Origin of the sequence: Dietzia sp. 2505, from assembly GCF_040546785.1 — a bacterium.
Lineage (GTDB): Bacteria > Actinomycetota > Actinomycetes > Mycobacteriales > Mycobacteriaceae > Dietzia.
This window is the reverse complement of record NZ_JBEPON010000003.1, coordinates 227,461-245,912: the sequence shown is the minus strand read 5'-3', so window position 1 is coordinate 245,912 and position 18,452 is coordinate 227,461. Positions and strand designations below refer to the sequence as shown.

Here is an 18,452-nt window from a genome sequence, read left to right as displayed (position 1 = left end):
GATCTCTCCGCCGTCTAAGGCTCGCTGACCAGCACTTTCCGATTTTCCAGCAGTTCCTCAGGGTCGGTAGGGAATTCCTTGGGAAACGGGACGTAGGGTCCTGGGCATGAACGGACAACTGATGCTGGAGGACGGGGGCCGGAGCCGCTCCACCCCGGTTCCTCCCGCGGAGGTCGCCCCTGCGCAGGCCGACCCCGGCCGAGACGCACCGGTGGATCGCGAGGCGACCCCGGCCGCGGTGTTCCCGGCGCCGTTGACCACTGTCTCGGCCGCGGCGACAGGGGGGATGATCGGCCTCGGGGCGGTCTACGGCGTCGCGGAGCGGCTCGCCGACACCCTGGTCGGGGTGGCGGTCCTCGTACTGGTCTTCGCGTTGACCATGGCCGGCCCCAGGGTCCACTCCGTGGCCCGGTCCGAGGTGGGCCGCACCATCGCGGTGATCCTCGAGGCGATCGCCTTCGGCGGTGTGCTCGGCGCCGTCATCGTCCTGTTCTGAGCCGGGCCCCCAACTCCTCCACCAGGTCCTCCTCCACCCCGGCGCCGTCCACGAGGTATCGACGGATGTCGCCGAACTCGTTGTCCAACGCGGTCAGCGAACGGCGGATGTTGCTCTCCTCGACCCCGATGAGCACGTCGATCGCGTCGAGACGCTCGGGCATCTCCGCCCGGACGTACGCCCGGATGGCGTCGACGAAGTCGACGGACAGCTCGCGGGTCAGCATGTAGTCGGCGATCACGTCCTCTTCCCGCACGCCGGCGAGCAGCTGGAGCACCGCGGAGGTCCAGCCCGTCCGGTCTTTACCGGCCGTGCAGTGCACGATCGCCGGACCCGTCGACCGCGCCACGGCGCTGACCGCGCGACCGAAACCGGTCCGCTCCTCGTCGCCGAGGACGAACCGCTCGTACATGACCGCCGTCTCGCGTCGGGCGTCCTCCACGCTGAACGTCCCGACCCCGGTGAAGGCGGCGGCGGAGGTGTTCCCGGCGAGGACGTCGATGGCCAGGTAGTCGGCACCGGCGGGGATCACATCGGGCTGCCTGGTGATCTCGTCGCCGGTCCGCAGGTCCACGATGGTGCTCACCCCGAGCCGCTCGAGTACCCCGAGGTCATCCTCACCCACGGACAGCGTGGTGGATCGGTAGACCAGACCGCGGGCCATGCTCCCGGTCGGATGGAGCGCGTAGCCCGGGCCCGCGACGTCACGGAAGTTGTGCACGCTCGTCAGTCGGACGTCACCGGACGCCGGTCCGGATGCGCCGACCGCGGCCCCCGCCTCCGCGACGACCTCGGCGTCGCCCCCGGTGGTCACGCGCGCGTCTGCGCCCATTCCGCGTCCCCTTCGGCTCCCGCGCGCCCGGATGACGCACCGCCCCTCCGTTCCTACCGGATCGGGGTTACCGGTGCGAGGCGGCCTCCGCGGAACCGCATCTCACCTCTACGCCGTACGCCCGTCACCCGGGTCCCGGTTCGACGTTCCCCGGTGGGGACGCGGCCGGCCAGGCCAGCGTGGTCGGGGTGGACCGGCCCCTGAGCTCGACCGTCCCGCCCGTGGTCCAGTGCTCGGCCTCGGGATCCGCGGCCGCCCGGAGCGTGGCCTCGGAGGCCAGCATCCGGGTGGGGTGCTCCTTGGCCATCTCGCACAGCCGCGCGGCCTCGTTGACCGCGTCCCCGATCACCGTGTACTCGAACCGGGTCGCGGACCCGACGTACCCGGCCACCACCTCCCCGTAGGAGACCCCGATGCCGGCCTGGCAGTCGGGGACCAGCTCGGGCAGCGCCCGGGCCAGGTCCCGCGCCGAGGCGAGGACCGCCGTCGCCGGGTCGGCGATGGGCGCGGGAGCCCCGAACACGGCCAGCGCCGCGTCGCCCTGGAACTTGTCGAGCAGGCCGCCGTGGGACTCGACGCGGTCCACGACCACCTCGAAGAAGGCGTTGAGGGTCTCGACGACCTCCCTGGCGGGGCGCGTGGAGGCCAGCCGGGTGGAGCCGATGAGGTCGACGAACAGCACGCCGACGTACGTGGTGTCGCCGCCGAGATGGGGTTCCTGGATCTCGGCGGCCTTCGCGACCTGACTGCCCACGTGGCGGACGAACAGCTCGCGCAGACGCTGACGCTCGCGGATCATCTCCGCCATCCGGTTGAAGCCCCGCTGCAACTGGCCGAGCTCGGTCCCGTCGAACACCTCCACGCGCGCGTCGAGGTCCCCGCCGGCGAGGTCCTCCATGGCCCAGCGGACGGAATACACCGGGGCGAGCAGGGCGGACACGAGCAGCCAGGTCGCGGCGAACCCGGCCGCCAGGGCCCCGAGGCCGAGGATCCCGACAATGGTCACGAGCCGTGAGACGGGGAACTGGTTGTTCGCCGCGGCATAGGCGCTGAGCAGCACGAGTCCGATGAGGGGCAGCCCGGAGCTCACCACCCAGAAAGCCTGCAACCGTCCACGCACGCCGATGACCGGGGAGTGCAGTGTCGGCCCGGCCTCCAGAGCGAGCGCGGCGAGGGGCCGCAGCGCGATCTCGGCGACGATGTACGCCGTTCCACAGCTCAGGGACCCGATCACCACGATCGCGCCCGCGACGACCCACAGGGCCTGCACGTCCTCCAGCGCGAACGCCACCGCGACGACCGTCCCGCCCGCCGCCCAGAGTGCCCCGGTCCGCAGGGTGATCCCCAGCGGCGCCGACAGGCACCGCGCCTGCTCGGCGGCGGTCGGCGGCCGACTCTCCTCGGCCCACCTCATCCAGTCGGTCACCACCCTCAGCAGCCACCACGACCCGAGGGTGATCCCGACGAGGGCGGTCACCGGGGTCACCACCAGGGCCGCCGGGCTGAACCGTCCGGAGACGACCTGCTCGAGTGGCAGCAGCAGACCGATCACGATCCAGACTCCCACCACCCCGAGCCCGTGCGTGACCACGAGCATCCGGGTGAGCACCCGCTGGACCCGCTGCTTCCGTCGCGGGGGTTCCTCCCGCTCGAGCCCGAGCATGCGGGTACCCCACGGTGGTCGGGAGGCGGGCGGGGAGGGGGAGGTCACGGGAAGGAGTCCTGCCGGGCGGGGGATGGGTGTCCATCGTCGCGCGAGTGTCGTCCGCACGCGCCGGGAATCGCACTCCGCATCGCCAGATGGATCACATCTAATGCGCTAACTTAACTCCATGACCACGCCTCGGTTCAACCCCGGCCACGAGATGCGACACGAGACCTTCGGCGACATCCTCCTCGAGCGCTCTACCGACGACCATCCCGGTCTCCTCTTCGAGGACTCGAGCTGGACGTGGCGGGAATTCGTGGCGGAGAGCGCGGTCCGCGCCGCGATCCTGGCCGACTGGTCCGTCGCGCACGCCGACGCGTACGCGGGCCGACCCGCGCGCTTCCGCCACCTGCACGTCGGCATCCTGCTGGAGAACGTCCCCGAGTACCTGTTCCTCCTGTCCGGGGCGTCCATGGCGGGTGTGACGATCATCGGCATCAACCCCACTCGCCGGGGAGCCGAGCTGGCCTCGGACATCCGCGGGGTGGACTGCGAGGTGATCGTCACCGACGCCCACGGCGCCGGGTTGCTCGACGGCCTCGCCCTGGCCGACGAGACGGGAGGAGTCGTGGCCGTGCACGAGGTGGACTCGGCCGGGTGGCAGGACCTGCTGGCCGCACATGCCGGGGCGGAGCCCCGACTCCACGACGCCGCCCGTGACCCCCACACCCTGCTCGCGCTGCTGTTCACCTCGGGCTCCACCGGGGCACCCAAGGCGGTCATGTGCTCGACCGGTCGGCTCGCGATGCTCGGCACGATCAACTACCGCAACCTGGTGAGGGACGACGTCGCCTACAGCGCGATGCCGATGTTCCACGGCAACGCGATGTTCGCCGCGTTCGCCCCCGCCGCGTTCGTCGGATGCACGTTCGCGATGCGTCGGAGGTTCTCCGCCTCGGGATTCCTGCCCGACGTGCTGCGATACGGCGCCACCTACGTCAACTACGTGGGCCGATCGCTGTCCTACATCCTCGCCCAGCCCGAACGACCGGAGGAGAAGCAGACCCGCCTGCGCACCGTCTTCGGGACCGAGGCCTCGAGCCACGACCGCGCCGAGTTCGCCCGCCGCTTCGGCGTCGAACCGGGCGAGTCCTACGGCTCCAGCGAGGGCGGGGTCGTGATCGGCCGTACCTCCGACACCCCGCCGGACGCCCTCGGCGTCGCGGGCGCCTACATGGACGTCGTGATCCTCGACGAGGACGGTCGCGAGTGCCCGCGTGCCGAGTTCGACGCCGACGGGGGCCTGGCCAACGCACGCGAGGCGATCGGGGAGATCTGCAACCTCACCGGCGCCGCCATGTTCGAGGGGTACTACCGCAACCCGGAGGCCACCGCCGAGCGCAACATCGGCGAGGTCTACCACTCCGGCGACCTCGGCTACCGGGACGCCGACGGGTTCTTCTACTTCGCCGGCCGCTCCGGGGACAAGATCCGCGTGGACAGCGAGAACTTCTCCGCCGGCCCGGTCGAGCGGATCCTCGACCGCTTCCCCGGCGTCCTGGTGGTGGCCGTCTACCCAGTGCCGGATCCTCGCACGGGCGACCAGGTCATGGCGGCCATCCAACTCGAGCCGGGCGTGGCGTTCGACCCGGCCGCGTTCTCCGAGTTCTGCCGGACCCGACCCGACATGGGGACCAAGTGGTCACCGCGCTTCGTGCGGATCATGGAGACGATGCCGGTCACCGCGACCCGCAAGATCGCCAAGCCCGACCTGCGCCGGCAGTCGTGGACCGAGCCCGGTGAGGTGTACGTCCGTGGCGGCGCCGCGTTGGTGGGAGGGGACGGCGACGACGAGTTCCAGCCGCTGACGAGCGAGGTCCGCGACTCGGTGCTCGAGCAGTACCGTCTCCACGGTCGGCAGCCGACCGGGGTGTGAGCGGCGAGGCGTCAGCTCAGGATGCGCAGCTGGAACGGGTAGTTGATGGTCCGGCCGCGGGTGGCCCGCACCGTACCGATCAGGTGGCCGACGATCTGGAGGACGAAGGAGACAGCCAACAGCACCAGCCCGATCGGGATGCCGATCACGGTGATGATGAAGATCCACCCGACGATGCTCATGATCCACAGGCCGACGTTGAAGTTGAAGGACCCCGCGGCGGCCTGCCGGACGAATGGACTGCGGTCCTTGTAGATCAGCCACATCACGAGTGGCCCGAGGAACGAGAGCCACCCGGCGGACAGCGCCATGGCGATGAGGCTGGACGCGTGCGCGAGGGCGGCGGGGGTGCGGTCGTCGGGCCCGGCCACGGGCTGGTCTCCGAACCGGGGGTCGCCGTACTGCGGGGATCCGGGCTGCTGTGTCATGCCTCCAGTGTGCGCCTCGCAGGGCCGCGGGACATCAGGGATGTCCCCCGTGTCGTCCTGTTCCGCGGCCGGGATTCACGGCCGGCCGGCAGCCCGGGTGTCCCGGTGCCCCGCGATCCCACGTTTCACCCGCCTGTCACATGCTCCGCCTACCCTGGCGGCCATGGCAGACACCCCACAGGATCACCCCGCGACCGACTCGGGAGCCGATCCCCTCGCCCGGGCGGTGGCCCCGCTGCGGGACGACGTCCGGTTCCTCGGTTCCCTGCTCGGCGAGACGATCCGGGAGCACGCCGGGGACCGGGTGTTCGATCTCGTCGAGACGGCCCGCCGGACAGCGTTCGCGGTCCGGCGCTCGGAGGCCGACAGGGACGAGGTGTCGGCCCTGTTCAAGGACATCAGCGCCGCCGACGCCATTCCGGTCATCCGTGCGTTCTCCCTGTTCGCGCTGCTGGCCAACGTGGCGGAGGACCTGCACCAGGAGCGCCGCAGGCGGATGCACCGGGCTGCCGGCGAGGCTCCCCCCGACGGGGACCTGGAGGTCACCTGGACCCGGCTGGCGGACCTGTTGGAGGGGGACGGCGACGAGCGACTGGCAGCCGTGCGGGCGACCGCCCGCGTGTCCCCGGTCCTCACCGCACACCCCACGGAGACCCGGCGCCGGATGGTGTTCGAGGCCACCCGTCGGGTGCACGTCCTCATGGGCCGTCGCGACGGCCTGCGGGCGGTGGAGCAGGACCCCGTGACGGAGGCGGAACTCGCCGAGCTCGAGCTCGAGCTGCGCAGGCTCGTCCTCGCGCTGTGGCAGACCGCCCTCATCCGCAACGAGCGTCCGCACATCGAGGACGAGGTGATGGCCGGGCTCCAGTATTACGAGGCCACCCTGCTCGAGGTCATCCCTCCGCTCAACGCCCAGATCGACGAGCGCCTCGGGTGCGGGGGCCGCGCGGTCGTGCGGCCCGGTTCGTGGATCGGTGGTGACCGCGACGGCAACCCGTACGTCACCGGTGACGTGGTGCAGTTCGCCACCGACCGGGCGGCCGAGTTGCTCCACGGCCACTACGCCGAGCAGTTGCGCCTCCTCGAGCGTGAATTGTCGATGTCGGCCCGGATCGTGGAGGTCGACCCCGGCATAGCGGCGTTGGCCGACTCGCTCACGGACACAGAGGTCGAGGGGAGCCCGGCGCGGGAGGACGTGCCGTTCCGCCAGGCGGTCCGGGTGGTCCGTCGTCGACTCGCCGCGCGGGCCCGCGCGACCGGGTCGTCGCTGCCCCGCTCGGTGCTGCTGTCCGCAGGGCGACTCATCGGACTGGACGACGACCCCCCGTACGCCGGCCCGGAGGAGATGGCGAAGGACCTCGAGACGATCGACGCCGGGCTCTCCGCGGTGGGCTCCGACCTGCTGCGCGCGCCGCGACTGCGGGACCTGCGGTGGGCGCTGAACTCGTTCGGGTTCCACCTTCAGTCCCTGGACATGCGCCAGAACTCGGAGTCGCACGAGGACCTGCTCACCGAGCTGTTCGCGCTCGCCGGGGTGTCCGAGGACTACGCCGCGCTCGACGAGGACGCCCGCGTCGAGCTTCTGCTCGGCGAACTCTCCCACGACCGGCCGCTGCTGGGCGTCCGGGCGGAGCTCTCGGAGTTCGCGGACAAGGAGATGGGCGTGCTGCGCGCCGCCGCGGAGGCGGTCGCCGGACTCGGACCCGACGTGGTGCCGCACTACATCGTGTCGATGTGTGGCTCGGTGTCCGACCTGCTCGAACCCGCCGTTCTCCTCAAGGAGGTCGGACTGTTCTCCGGCAGCCCGGACGAACCCCGGTCCACCGTGCGCCTCATCCCGTTGCTCGAGACCATCGACGACCTCGCCGGCGGGGCCCGGATGCTCGACGCGGCCCTGGCACTCCCCCAGTTCCGCGCTCTGGTGCGGTCCCAGGAGGACGTGCTCGAGATCATGCTGGGCTACTCGGACTCCAACAAGGACGGCGGGTACCTCGCCGCCAACTGGTCGCTCTACGAGGCCGAGCTCGCGCTCGTCGACGCGGCCGCGCGTGCGGGTGTGCACCTGCGCTTCTTCCACGGCCGCGGCGGCGCGGTGGGACGGGGCGGCGGCAACTCCTACGACGCGATCCTCGCGCAGCCACCGGGCGCGGTGCAGGGCGCGTTGCGGATCACCGAACAGGGCGAGATCATCTCCGCCAAGTACTCGGAGCCGGTCCGCGCACGCCGCAATCTCGAGGCACTGGTGGCGGCCACGCTCGAGGTCTCGCTGCTCGACGTCGAGGGCCTGGGTGACGACGCCGAGCAGGCCTACGCGGTGATGGCCGCGCTCGCCCGGCTCGGCCGCGAGGCCTACGCCGAACTGGTGCACGAGGATCCGGGCTTCATCGAGTACTTCACCACCTCCACGCCGCTCAGCGAGATCGGCGAGCTCAACATCGGCTCCCGCCCCACCTCCCGCAAGCAGACCTCCACGGTCGACGACCTGCGTGCGATCCCGTGGGTGCTGTCGTGGTCGCAGTCCCGCGTCATGCTTCCCGGCTGGTTCGGCGTGGGAAGCGCCCTCAAGCGCTGGATCGAGGACGGCGGGACTGCGACCGACGCGGATGCGACCGACGGTCACGCCGATGCCGGTCACGCGAATGCCGGCGACGGTGACAGCGCCGCCGCCGGTAACAGCGCCGCCGCCGGGGGCACGAACGCCGAGGAGCGGTTGGCCACGCTGCGACGCCTCTACCGGGACTGGCCGTTCCTGCGCACCACGCTGTCCAACATGGCGCAGGTCATGGCCAAGGCCGACATGGGCCTGGCCGCGCGCTACGCCGAGCTGGTCCCGGACGCCGAGGTGGGCAGGAGGATCCACGGGGTGATCTCCGACGAGTTCGACCTCACCCGAGAGATGCTGCTGGCCGTGACCGGGCAGGAGACATTGTTGGACGACAACCCGGCGCTCGCCCGCTCCGTCCGCAACCGGTTCCCGTACCTCGAGCCGCTCAACGTGCTGCAGGTGGAGTTGCTGCGGCGCTACCGCGCGGGCGACCGGGACCCGGACATCCGTACGGGCATCCAGCTGACGATGAACGGCCTGGCCACCGCTCTGCGGAACTCGGGCTGATCCCCCGTCGAGAAGAGCGTTCCGAACGCGTTTCCCGAGTGCGGATGCGCGGAACGCACTTTTCGATGCGGGGCCGGGGCCCGGCGAGGACGGCCGGGACCGGGCGAGGCCGGCCGGGACCGGGCGAGGCCGGCCGGGCCGGCTACCGCAGTTGCCGCTGCGCGAGCGGGATGAGCAGCACGCACACCACCGCCAGGGCCGCGATCCACGGCACCGGGCCGCCGAGACGGGAGAGCACCGCGAGCACGTACGGCGTCCCCATCCCGAGGTAGGCCAGTACGTAGAACACGGCCACGAGCCCGGCGTGGTCACGGGGACCGGACTGGAACTCCACCTCGACGAGCCCGGCCACCAGCAGGGTCGCGTACCCCGCGCCCAGCAGGACCGCGACGGGCAGGAGCCACAACGCCCGGCCGGGCAGGTCCGGGGACGCCGCCAGGACCGCACCGGCGGACATGCCCAGCGCGGCGGCGGTCAGGCCGATGACCGGGGGTCGGGACGGCGGGGAGGAGGCGGCAAGCCGGCGCACGGTGGGCTGGACCAGCACCCCGGCCCCGAGCGTGACGCCCACCATCACCCCGGCGTACGCGGTCGGCAGGCCCCCGGCGTCTCCGCCCAGAAGGTCCGCGAGCACCGCGAACGACATGCTGGCGCAGCCGAACACCAACGGCGCCCAGGGGGCGACCCCCAGGAGGAACCTGCGGGTGCCCGCGCTCGCGGGGACGAGCCCGGCCGGGTCGGCACCCCCGTGCGGGCGATAGGGGTCGGCGGCGTTCCAGGCCGCCACAAGGGCGATCGTCCCGAGCACCAGGTGGGGTAGGTAGGGCGACAGCATGGGCGCGGGAGCGAACTGGCCCACCAGTCCCCCGACCAGTCCGCCCAGCCCGAACCCGCCGGTCAGGGCCATCGCGGCCCGCCGCGCGCCGGTCCCGGGTGGGGCGCCCGCGGAAAGTTCTCGCACCCAGGCACTGCCCGCACCGAAAGCGGCGCCCGACGCGAGCCCGGCCAGGAATCGGCCGAGGTAGAGCCACAGCGGGTCCTGCGGGCCGAGCAGCATCAGCACGGTGGCGACCAGGGACAGGACGAGGACCGGTCGCATGAGCACGCGTCGACCGTGGGCGTCGGACCACCGGCCCGCCACGAGGAGGGTCGGCAGCAACCCGACGATGTACACGCTGAACATCGCGGTGACCTCGGTCTGTCCGAGGCCCTGCTCCTCGCGGTAGAGCAGCAACAGCGGCGCGAACTGGTTGGCGCCCCACCCCACGGCGAACACCGCGAGGGCGGCGCGCAGCCACGCGCGATCGGTAGGCGCACTTGTCATGTGGCAGAACCTATCGCCCGATCGTCAGGCGAGCGCCTCGATCACGAACGCCACCCCCACCGCCACGAACAGCACGCTGACGACCACGTCCACCGTCGGCAGGACCCGCCCGACCCGCTCGTTGACACGCCGGTGCGACGCCGCCACGGCGAGCGCGCAGAACCACACCAGCGCCACGGTGATCATCCCCGCCACCAGCACCACCGACTGCCCCGCCGGGACCTCGCCGCTGAGGAACGGCGTCAGGACCGCGCCGAAGAACACCAGCGCCTTGGGGTTGGCCAGATTGGTGGCCAGGCCGCGAGCGAAGTCGGTTCCGGGCAGGCGCGGGTCGGGTGGGCCGGTCGGGTCGGGGTCAGGTGATGCCGGGCCGGTGGGGTTCACGTCAGCGAGCCCGGCCCCCGACCGCGCGCGCCACCACCCTCGCAGCCCAAGTACCCCCAGGCTCGCCAGCAGCAGTCCGCCCGCCACCTGCAACCCCGTCATGATCTGCGGGTAGACGCGCACCAGTGCCGCCAGTCCGGCGAAGGCCGCGGCGAGCCAGATCGCGATCCCGCTGACCACCCCGACCGCCGTGGCGACACCGTGGCGTCGCCCGACGAGCGACCGGTGGAGGACGACGACGAGGTCGGGCCCCGGTGAGATCACCGCGATCACCCAGATGCCGTAGAGCGCGGCGACCTGTCCCCCGGTCACGCAGCGGACTCCATCGCCAGGAGACGCTTCTTGACCTCGAGCCCGCCCCGGTAGCCGCCGAGTCCGCCGTCCGAGCGCAGGATCCGGTGGCACGGCCACACCAGGGGAAGCGGGTTGGTGGCGCACGCCGTGCCCACCGCGCGGACCGCCCCGGGCTTGTCCAGAGCGGTGGCGATCTCCCGATAGGTCGCCGTGTGCCCGTACCTCACGTCGGGCAGTCGGCGCTGGACCAGACCGCGGAACCCGGAGGCCAGGACGGTGTCCAGCTGCAGGGAGAACTCCCGGCGACGCCCGGTGAGGTAGGCCTCGATCTGGGTCGTGGCGTCGTCGAGAACGCGTGCGATGTCCGCGTCGCCGGTGGCCCCGTCTGGCGCCCCGGTCGGCGCCCCGGGTGCGCCCGCGTGCACGACGCGGGGTCCGATCTTCTTCGCGAGCATCTCGAGGACCTCGTCCCGGGGTTCGCCCTCGAACGCCACGTAGGCCAGGCCGCGCGGGGTCGCCGCCAGGAGCAGCCCGCCGATCGGCGAGCCGACGGGCCGGACCAGCACGTCCACCAGACCCTCCCGCTGCGCCTCGTACGCCAGGCGCTCGCGCAGCCGGTCCGTGTCCGCGGGAGCGCCGCGGAGTGTGTCGATGACGTCGTCCCCGGTCATGTCTGCTCCCTCGTCAGTGTCGTCTCCATGGTCGGTGTCGTCTCCATGGTCGTTGTCGTCTCCATGGTCGTTGTCGTCTCCCTGGTCAATTCCGTCTCCATGGTCGGTGTCGTCCCCATGGCCTTTCTCAGGGCCGCCACCCCGTCGGCCGCGGCGCGCCTCGCGGCCGAGTCGCTGCCCCCGATGAGTGCGGCGATCTCGGCGTACGACAACCCGCCCAGATACCGGTAGGCCACACAGAGCCGCTGCCGGGTGGGCAGAGCGGCGACGGCATCCCAGATCGGGTGCCCGCGGAGCTCGTCGTCGCCCCCACCGCCGCCCCTCCACGCGGCTCCGTCGCGCCCGCGGCTCCTCGCCGCCCACTCCCCGAGCTCGGCGACATCGTCCGCTCCTCCCGCCGGGGCCGCAGACCGCGATGATCGGCGCACCACGTCCACCGCGCGGCGGTGGGCGACCCTGACGAGCCACGCCTCCACGTTGGTCTCCTCCGGGAGGTCCGGCCAGGCCCTCAGCGCGGACAGGAACGTCTCGGACCAGGCGTCGTCGGAATCGGGGCCGGACCCCAGGACCGCGCGGCACACGCGCAGGACGGTCGGCCCGTGCCGGACCACCGCACCGTCGAAGGCTGCCCTCATGTGTCAGATCCTCCCCTCGTCCCATCCGCCTCGTTCACACACCCCGGCCACCCACCTCGCCGACCGGCTCCAGCGGGTAGTCGCCCGGTGCCGCGGAAACGTGAGGTCCGTCCGGTAGGAGGCCAGAACGAGGGCCTTCACGCGACGTCGACCCCTCGGCGGGTGCTGTCGGCGGGTGTTACGGTCGGACCACCGACGCCACTGGTGAGTGGCTGTCCACGAAAGGCGAGTCGCGGTCATGGACCTTCCCCGCATCTTCACCATCCGCGAGAGCAGCCATCGGATCCACAATCCACTGACCGAGGTCAAGCTCGCCGCGCTCGGGGAAGCCCTCCGACTCGCCCCGGGAACGCGCGCCCTCGACCTGGCCAGTGGCTCGGGCGAGATGTTGGGCACCTGGGCGCGTGATCACGGGATCACGGGCACCGGTGTGGACATCAGCACGGTCTTCACCGAGCAGGCCCGAGCCCGCGCCGCCGAACTCGGCGTCGCCGACCGTGTCGAGTTCATCCACGGTGACGCCGCCGGCCATGTCGCGGACGAGCAGGTTGATCTGGCCGCATGTGTCGGTGCCACCTGGATCGGCGGCGGTGTCGCCGGGACGACAGAGTTGCTCGATCGCAGCCTGCGTCCCGGAGGCGTGATGCTGATCGGCGAGCCGTACTGGCGGCGGACCCCGCCGGACGAGGAGACGGCGGTCGCCTGCCAGGCCACCGCCATCGCCGACTTCCTCGAGCTCCCCGACCTGATGGGGACGTTTCACGATCTCGGGTACGACATCGTCGAGATGATGCTCGCCGACCAGGACAGCTGGGACCGGTACACAGCGGCCCAATGGCTCAACCTGCGCCTCTGGCTCGACCGGAACCCCGACGACGACCTGGCCCCGGAGGTGCGTGAGGAACTCGCCACCGCGCCCGCCCGCTACGCGCGTTTCACGCGTGAGTACCTCGGATGGGGCGTGTTCGCCCTCATGAAGCGCTGACACTCATCCCCACGCGGTGATCGCGAGCCGCGTCTCCTCGGATCGACACTGATACAGCTTTCCCTTTCCCGTTCAATGCTCGGTACTGTCGGCTATCGGATATCTCCGAGCGGCACGCCGCATCGGACTTGCGTGTGGAGGACAGCGAATGGCATCGATCTTCATCTCGGGCGGGGCGGCCGGGATCGGACTGGCAACGGCGGAGCGATTCAGCCGCGAGGGATGGACTGTCGGGGTGTACGACGTCGACAAGGACGCCCTGGCCGCGGTGCAGTCGAGTCATCCCGACTGGATCACGGGAGAGCTCGACGTCCGCGACATGCAGCAGTGGGAGAAGGCACTGGAGGAGTTCACCTCGCACACCGGTGGGACCCTCGACGTCCTGGACAACAACGCGGGCGTCCTGGTCGCCGGTGACCTGTCGGATATCTCGGCTGACGCGGTGAAGGCCCAGATCGACATCGATGTGTTGGGCGTGACGCTCGGCGCCAAGGCCGCGTTCCCGTACCTCAAGGCCACGCCGGGGTCGCACCTGGTCAACATCGCGTCCGCGTCGGCGATCTACGGTCAACCCGGGATCGCCACGTACAGCGCCGCCAAGTTCTACGTCGCCGGGCTGACCGAGGCGTTGGAGCTCGAGTGGGCACCGCACGGCGTGCGCGTGGTGGGGATCTGGCCGCTGTGGGCCAAAACCGCTCTCGCGGACCCCAAGGCCAAGACGACCAGGACGCTCGGCATCAAGATCACTCCCGAGCAGGTCGCGGACAAGGTCTGGCAGTCCGTCCACCCGACGACCCTTGACCGCCGCCTTCATCGCACGTCCTACAGCGTCGGTGAGCAGACGACCGTGCTCGCGAACATCTCCAAGTTCTCGCCCAACTTCGCGACGCGCCTGGTCAACAAGGTCCTGGCCCAGTAGGGCCGAACACTGGGGACGCGGTCGCCATTTCTTCAGTACCCGCGAGACGGATGAACGGTCTCGTCCGGTGCCCAGGCCACCGTCCCCTGGGAGGTGGCGGACAGGGCTCCTCGTGGGTACGGGTCGTCATGCGTCACGTGTCTTCAGCGTGATGTGCGCTGCGATCGCGGTCACGAGAGTGAAGGCGGCCATCACGGCGAGCCCGGCCAATGGCGTCAGGGGGCCGGTCGAGGTGACCGAGTAGGAGCTCTGTCCGGCGGTGGTGGGCCAGTAGGTCCCGGCGATCTCGCCGAGGATGCCGGGCATGCCGGGCGCGAGGGCGGGCACGAGGAGGGCGACGGTGACGATGATCGCCAGCGCACCGGTCGAACTGCGGGTGAGGGTGCCGAACGCCAGGCCCAGGATGGCGGTCAGGACGAGATAGGCCACGGCGCACAGGACAGCGCGGATGGTGTCGGGGGTGGAGAGACTCGCGGTCGGCAGCCCGGCGGCGGTGAGTGCCGCCTGGCCGGCGCCGAAGCTGCATGCCACGGTGACCACAGCGGTGGCGAGGGCCACCAGGGTGGCGACGGCGATCTTGGCCGTCAGGAAGACTCCGCGCCGGGGGGCGATGGTGAGGCTGGTGATGATCTGCCCGGTGGAGTACTCGCTGGTGATGGCCTGTGCGCCCAAGGTGGCGATGAGGATCTGGCCGACGAGGATTCCCTTGAGGCTGTTGCCGGTGGGGTCGAAGTCGGCGGGGAGGTCCGCCTGCCAGTCGGCCATGAGCCCGCTGATGCCGAGGAGGCTGACCACGACGGTGACCACCACGGTGGCGAGGGCGATCAGCCAGGTGCTGCGGACGCTGCGGGTCTTGATCCACTCGGCGGCGAGGAGATTCATCATCGGGCGGCCTCGTGCTCGGTGGCGGTCATGGTCAGGAAGGCGTCCTCGAGGGAGTCGCGGACAGCAGTGAGCTCGGAGAGCTCTATCCCCGACACGGCGGCGACGTGGCCGACACGGTCGGTGGTCGTGCCGGCGACGGCCAGCGCGTCGGCGCAGTCCGGGTCAGGGACTGCGCGGAGCCCGTCGCGGGAAAGCGCATCATCCAGCCCGTCCCGGTTCGGTGTGCGCGCGCGGACGCACTCGCTCGTGTGGTCGGCGATGAACGCCGACAATGGCTGATCGGCGAGGAGCTTTCCGTGGTGGATCACGACGAGATGGTCTGCGGTCAGTTCCATCTCGCCCATCAGGTGACTGGAGAACAACAGCGTTCGCCCCTCGGCCGCGAGATCACGCATGAGGGACCGGGCCCACCGGATGCCCTCGGGATCGAGCCCGTTGAGGGGTTCGTCGAAGATGAGGATGCCGGGGTCGCCGATCAGCGCCGTGGCGATCCCGAGGCGTTGCTTCATCCCGAGCGAGTAGTCGCCCGCGGGACGCTGCCCATCGTTTGCCAGGCCGACGAGTTCCAGAACCTCGGCGACCCGACGTCGCGGAACGCCACCGGCGCGCGCGACCGCGGCGAGGTGATCCGTGGCGGAACGACGCGGGTGGACGGTGTCGGCCGCGAGCATCGCGCCCACCACGCGCATGGGCTGCGGGAGGTCTGCCAGCGGGTGACCGTTGATGGTCGCCGCGCCGCTGGTCGGCCTGTCCAGGCCGAGGAACATCCGCAGGGTCGTGGACTTGCCGGCGCCATTGGGCCCGAGAAAGCCGGTGACGATTCCGGCGGTGACCTGGAACGAGAGGTGGTCCACGGCGGTGACGTCACCGTAGCGCTTGACGAGCGCATGGGCCTCGAGGGAGGCCTGAGAGGCGGTCTGCATGCTCGTACACTACACCGTGTGGTGTAGATCTACACTCCCCAGTGTAGACTCGGCTCCAGTCTCAGGAGGGCACGACCATGGGTGAAGCGATACCGAAGCCGGTACGACGAGGACAAGAGCACAAGCGCGCGGCGATCCTGGTCGCCGCGCGCGACCTGTTCGTGCAGTCCGGCGTCGAGCGCACCAGCATGGATGCGATCGCTGAGCGGGCCGCAGTGTCCAAGCGCACCGTCTACGACTACTACGGTGACAAGCGACGACTACTGCTCGGCGTCATCGAGGACGCAGGCGAAACGGCACTGGGGACGCTACGAGAGCTCATCGACACACACCTGTCCGATCGGCTCACCCCCGAGGAGGTCGCCGACCTCGAACACGCCGTGACCGGCTTCGCGATCGACCTCGGACGCTCCCAGCTCATCTCGTCCCATTACGCGGCCGCGGTGACACTCATCGCCGAGAACGAGACGCTCCTGCCCGAACTCGACGACCACCCCTTGGGCGACACACACACGCGGACCCTCGCCGAACGTCTCGCGCATTTCGCCGACCTCGGTCTGCTCGACGTGGATGACCCTGAACTGGCTGCCGAACACTTCCATGCCCTCACCACCCTCCGGGTGCTCAACGAGCCGCTCCGCCGACGTGCGGACGCCGAGCACGTGCAGCGGATCATGACCGATGGCGCGCACGCGTTCATGCGTGCCTACGCGGCCCGGGGAGACAATCGCCGGTGACCGCGCCCCGACCCGACACGGGCCGCGATGCCCTCACGCGGATGCACCGGGCTTCGGCCCTGAAGGAGCGCATCTACGTCGCCTTCACGACTCTCGCCGTCATCATCGCCCTCCGCGCCCACGACCACCATCCGACCGCGGGCCTCGCACTCGGCACGCTCGCCATCACGGTCACGGCCACCATCTGCGCCGTCTACGTCGCGGGCCTGCTCAGTCACATGGTGATCCACGGACAACTCCCCACTTCCGTCGAACACAAGCGCATGATCGTCGACACCTTCGGCGCGGGAACCGTCGCCGTCCCTCCCGTGATCTGCCTCATCCCCGCCCATTTCGGCGTCTACGGCACCGGGACCGGCCTCGTCGCCGCCATGCTGGTCACGACCTGCACACTCGCCGCGGTCGGCATCCTCGCCGTCCGCAGACTGACCGTCCCACGGGCCCAGCGACTCGCCATCCTCACCGCCCACTGCCTCCTCGCGCTGGCGGTCATCGCACTCGAACTGCTGTCTCACCGCTAGATTTCGGGGGGCGAGCCGGCAGCAGGTGCCGGAACGCGTCAGCTCGGGTTGCCGCCGCCGTCTCGCCGGACCAGTTCGACCGCGTCCCGGAGCCCGAGACACAGGCGCGCAGAACGGCCGGCCCGTGGCGGCCAACGGCGTCCGCGGTAGTCCCGCGCGACGAGAACGGGCTCCGTGCGGTACCCGAACCCGCTCGGCACTCGCATACTTGTGTGACCTCACACTCTTTGGGAGTCACCATGCTCGGTTCCCGGACCCCACGCCGCCTGCGTTCCCGATTTGCCGGCGCCCTCGTCGCTTGCGCGCTGGCCGTACCCGTCGCCGCGGCGGTCACGACCACCACCGCCGCGTCCGGGTTCACCCCGGTGGCCACGGCCGGCCCGGTGGAGGACGCGCTGACGGACCTCGTCGGGGACCTGGACCCCACCGGTGAGCTCGGACCGTACGTGACCGAGGCGATCAACGGCATCAACGGGCCCATCGGCGCCCCCGGCCCGCCGGCCGCGGTCGACGCCCCGGTCACCTGCCGACCGACCCCGGCCCACCCGAGACCCGTGATCCTGGTGCACGGGACGTTCGACAACGGCCCCAACACCGTGCCGCGACTGGGCGAGCCGCTGCGGAGGCAGGGATTCTGTGTGATCGCCCCGACCCTCGGCGCCTACGCGGGCAACCCGGCCCGGGGAGGTCTCGACTCGATCGTCGGCGCATCCGGTCCGCAGCTCGCCGGGGTGATCGACCACGTGCGCGCGGTCACCGGAGCGGCCCAGGTGGACCTGGTGGGTTATTCCCAGGGCGCCTCGATCGCGGGATACACCACCAAGGTGCTGCGCCCCGGCGCGGTGGGCCGGGTGGTCTCGGTGGGCGGGTACTGGGGCGCCGACAACAGTGGCCTGATCCCCCACCAGTTGCCACCGGGGCTCGCAGGCGCGGCGCTGTGGGCAGCCAACCTGCGGGGTCTGGCCGAGCTGTCACCCGGCAGCCCCATGCTCACCGCCTGGTACGGACTCGATCGCACCCCGTTCCTGCCCGGGGTCGCCTACACGCTCATCGCCACCGGCGGCGACCATCTCCTGCCACCGCAGCGGAGCTTCGTGCCGGGGCCCGGCGTCGGGTGGCGGGTTCCGGAGCAGGCGTGCGGCGGCGGACCGACCTCCCATGGCGGGATGGCGCTCGACCCGCGGACACACTCGATGGTCGCCCGGGCGCTCGGCGGCGCGGGCGCCTGCTGAGATCGGGACGGCCCCGAGAGGGGCTGGAGCCGGGTCAGACGTTGCCGCTGCTTTGCCCTTCCACGCTCCGGTCGTCGCCGCCGTGTCGCCGGACCAGTTCGACCGCGTCCCGGAGCCCGAGACCGGGGTGGGCGACCCGGAGTCGGCGGACCGCGTCGACCTCACCGGACGAGGCCTGCACCGCCTCGGCGACCTCGGCCGCCCCGAGCTCGGAGGCGACGCGCCGCGAGCGGTCCTCGCCGCTGGCCCCGAACCACCACCGGCGGGCAGCAGCGGCGAGGAGCAGGACGGCGAGCGCGCTCCACAGCAGGACGTCGAATGTGCCGGCCTCGGGGGAGAGCAGTTCCACCGTCGCCACCACGAGCGCGCCGATCCCACCGAGCACCGTGGCCACCACGTACGCGACTGTCTGCAGTCCGCGCGGGTCCGGGCCGTCCGCACCGTGCCGGCCGGCGGATCCGGAGTCGTTCACAGTGTGATCCGAGGGGGT

At 71.1% G+C, this 18,452-nt stretch carries 18 protein-coding genes; 8 read left to right on the top strand and 10 right to left on the bottom strand.

All coding sequences use genetic code 11. The features are described from left to right. Window positions 1-106 precede the first annotated feature (106 nt). The gene (locus ABIE38_RS08040; RefSeq protein ID WP_354055180.1) at window positions 107-496 is read left to right on the top strand and encodes a hypothetical protein; all 390 of its coding nucleotides are present in this window, start codon (window positions 107-109) and stop codon (window positions 494-496) included. On the opposite strand, the gene ABIE38_RS08035 is transcribed toward ABIE38_RS08040, so the two are convergent. Next, window positions 480-1,328 (bottom strand): tyrosine-protein phosphatase, encoded by an 849-nt coding sequence (locus ABIE38_RS08035; RefSeq protein WP_354055178.1) that lies wholly within the window; start codon window positions 1,326-1,328, stop codon window positions 480-482. The two genes, ABIE38_RS08040 and ABIE38_RS08035, sit on opposite strands and share 17 nt — an antisense overlap. Window positions 1,329-1,452: 124 nt before the next feature. Continuing rightward, window positions 1,453-3,039: an adenylate/guanylate cyclase domain-containing protein gene (locus tag ABIE38_RS08030; protein WP_354055176.1), complete on the bottom strand. Its 1,587-nt coding sequence runs from the start codon at window positions 3,037-3,039 to the stop codon at window positions 1,453-1,455. A gap of 121 nt (window positions 3,040-3,160) precedes the next feature. Here ABIE38_RS08030 and ABIE38_RS08025 point away from each other — a divergent pair, with 121 nt between their 5' ends. Continuing rightward, entirely contained in the window at window positions 3,161-4,912 is a 1,752-nt protein-coding gene (locus ABIE38_RS08025; protein WP_354055175.1) for an AMP-binding protein, read from the top strand. Window positions 4,913-4,923: 11 nt separating this feature from the next. Here the strand turns inward: ABIE38_RS08025 and ABIE38_RS08020 are convergent, their stop codons facing one another. Continuing rightward, complete coding sequence (locus ABIE38_RS08020) at window positions 4,924-5,340, bottom strand: DUF4870 domain-containing protein (RefSeq protein ID WP_354055173.1); 417 nt, start codon at window positions 5,338-5,340, stop codon at window positions 4,924-4,926. 163 nt (window positions 5,341-5,503) lie between these two features. On the opposite strand from ABIE38_RS08020, the gene ppc reads away from it, so the two are divergent. Beyond that, complete coding sequence (gene ppc, locus ABIE38_RS08015; protein WP_354055171.1) at window positions 5,504-8,452, top strand: phosphoenolpyruvate carboxylase; 2,949 nt, start codon at window positions 5,504-5,506, stop codon at window positions 8,450-8,452. A 142-nt stretch (window positions 8,453-8,594) separates the two neighbouring features. Here the strand turns inward: ppc and ABIE38_RS08010 are convergent, their stop codons facing one another. From ABIE38_RS08010 to ABIE38_RS07995, 4 genes are read right to left on the bottom strand one after another with little or no spacing between them, the layout of a single operon-like run. Next, a complete protein-coding gene (locus ABIE38_RS08010; protein ID WP_354055170.1) occupies window positions 8,595-9,776 on the bottom strand; it encodes an MFS transporter in 1,182 nt (393 codons plus the stop codon). Between the two features lie 24 nt (window positions 9,777-9,800). Then, complete coding sequence (locus tag ABIE38_RS08005) at window positions 9,801-10,472, bottom strand: LysE family transporter (protein ID WP_354055169.1); 672 nt, start codon at window positions 10,470-10,472, stop codon at window positions 9,801-9,803. Beyond that, window positions 10,469-11,125 (bottom strand): methylated-DNA--[protein]-cysteine S-methyltransferase, encoded by a 657-nt coding sequence (locus ABIE38_RS08000; RefSeq protein WP_354055167.1) that lies wholly within the window; start codon window positions 11,123-11,125, stop codon window positions 10,469-10,471. Before ABIE38_RS08000 ends, ABIE38_RS08005 begins: the two co-directional genes overlap by 4 nt. Continuing rightward, entirely contained in the window at window positions 11,122-11,760 is a 639-nt protein-coding gene (locus ABIE38_RS07995; protein WP_354055165.1) for an RNA polymerase sigma factor, read from the bottom strand. Before ABIE38_RS07995 ends, ABIE38_RS08000 begins: the two co-directional genes overlap by 4 nt. A 238-nt stretch (window positions 11,761-11,998) precedes the next feature. Here ABIE38_RS07995 and ABIE38_RS07990 point away from each other — a divergent pair, with 238 nt between their 5' ends. Both ABIE38_RS07990 and ABIE38_RS07985 read left to right on the top strand, forming a co-directional pair. Next, window positions 11,999-12,745, top strand: a complete 747-nt coding sequence (locus tag ABIE38_RS07990) for an SAM-dependent methyltransferase (protein ID WP_354055164.1) — start codon at window positions 11,999-12,001, stop codon at window positions 12,743-12,745. A gap of 148 nt (window positions 12,746-12,893) precedes the next feature. Continuing rightward, window positions 12,894-13,664: an SDR family oxidoreductase gene (locus ABIE38_RS07985; protein ID WP_354055162.1), complete on the top strand. Its 771-nt coding sequence runs from the start codon at window positions 12,894-12,896 to the stop codon at window positions 13,662-13,664. A gap of 126 nt (window positions 13,665-13,790) precedes the next feature. Here the strand turns inward: ABIE38_RS07985 and ABIE38_RS07980 are convergent, their stop codons facing one another. Further along, window positions 13,791-14,549, bottom strand: a complete 759-nt coding sequence (locus ABIE38_RS07980) for an ABC transporter permease (protein ID WP_354055160.1) — start codon at window positions 14,547-14,549, stop codon at window positions 13,791-13,793. After that, a complete protein-coding gene (locus ABIE38_RS07975) occupies window positions 14,546-15,472 on the bottom strand; it encodes an ABC transporter ATP-binding protein (protein WP_354055159.1) in 927 nt (308 codons plus the stop codon). Before ABIE38_RS07975 ends, ABIE38_RS07980 begins: the two co-directional genes overlap by 4 nt. A gap of 77 nt (window positions 15,473-15,549) precedes the next feature. Here ABIE38_RS07975 and ABIE38_RS07970 point away from each other — a divergent pair, with 77 nt between their 5' ends. From ABIE38_RS07970 to ABIE38_RS07960, 3 genes are all read left to right on the top strand, one after another. Next, a complete protein-coding gene (locus tag ABIE38_RS07970; RefSeq protein ID WP_354055157.1) occupies window positions 15,550-16,209 on the top strand; it encodes a TetR/AcrR family transcriptional regulator in 660 nt (219 codons plus the stop codon). Window positions 16,210-16,250: 41 nt separating this feature from the next. Then, entirely contained in the window at window positions 16,251-16,730 is a 480-nt protein-coding gene (locus tag ABIE38_RS07965) for a hypothetical protein (protein WP_354055155.1), read from the top strand. A 212-nt stretch (window positions 16,731-16,942) separates the two neighbouring features. Further along, window positions 16,943-17,962: an esterase/lipase family protein gene (locus ABIE38_RS07960; RefSeq protein WP_354055153.1), complete on the top strand. Its 1,020-nt coding sequence runs from the start codon at window positions 16,943-16,945 to the stop codon at window positions 17,960-17,962. 34 nt (window positions 17,963-17,996) lie between these two features. On the opposite strand, the gene ABIE38_RS07955 is transcribed toward ABIE38_RS07960, so the two are convergent. After that, entirely contained in the window at window positions 17,997-18,434 is a 438-nt protein-coding gene (locus ABIE38_RS07955) for a hypothetical protein (RefSeq protein WP_354055152.1), read from the bottom strand. Between the last annotated feature and the right edge of the window lie 18 nt (window positions 18,435-18,452).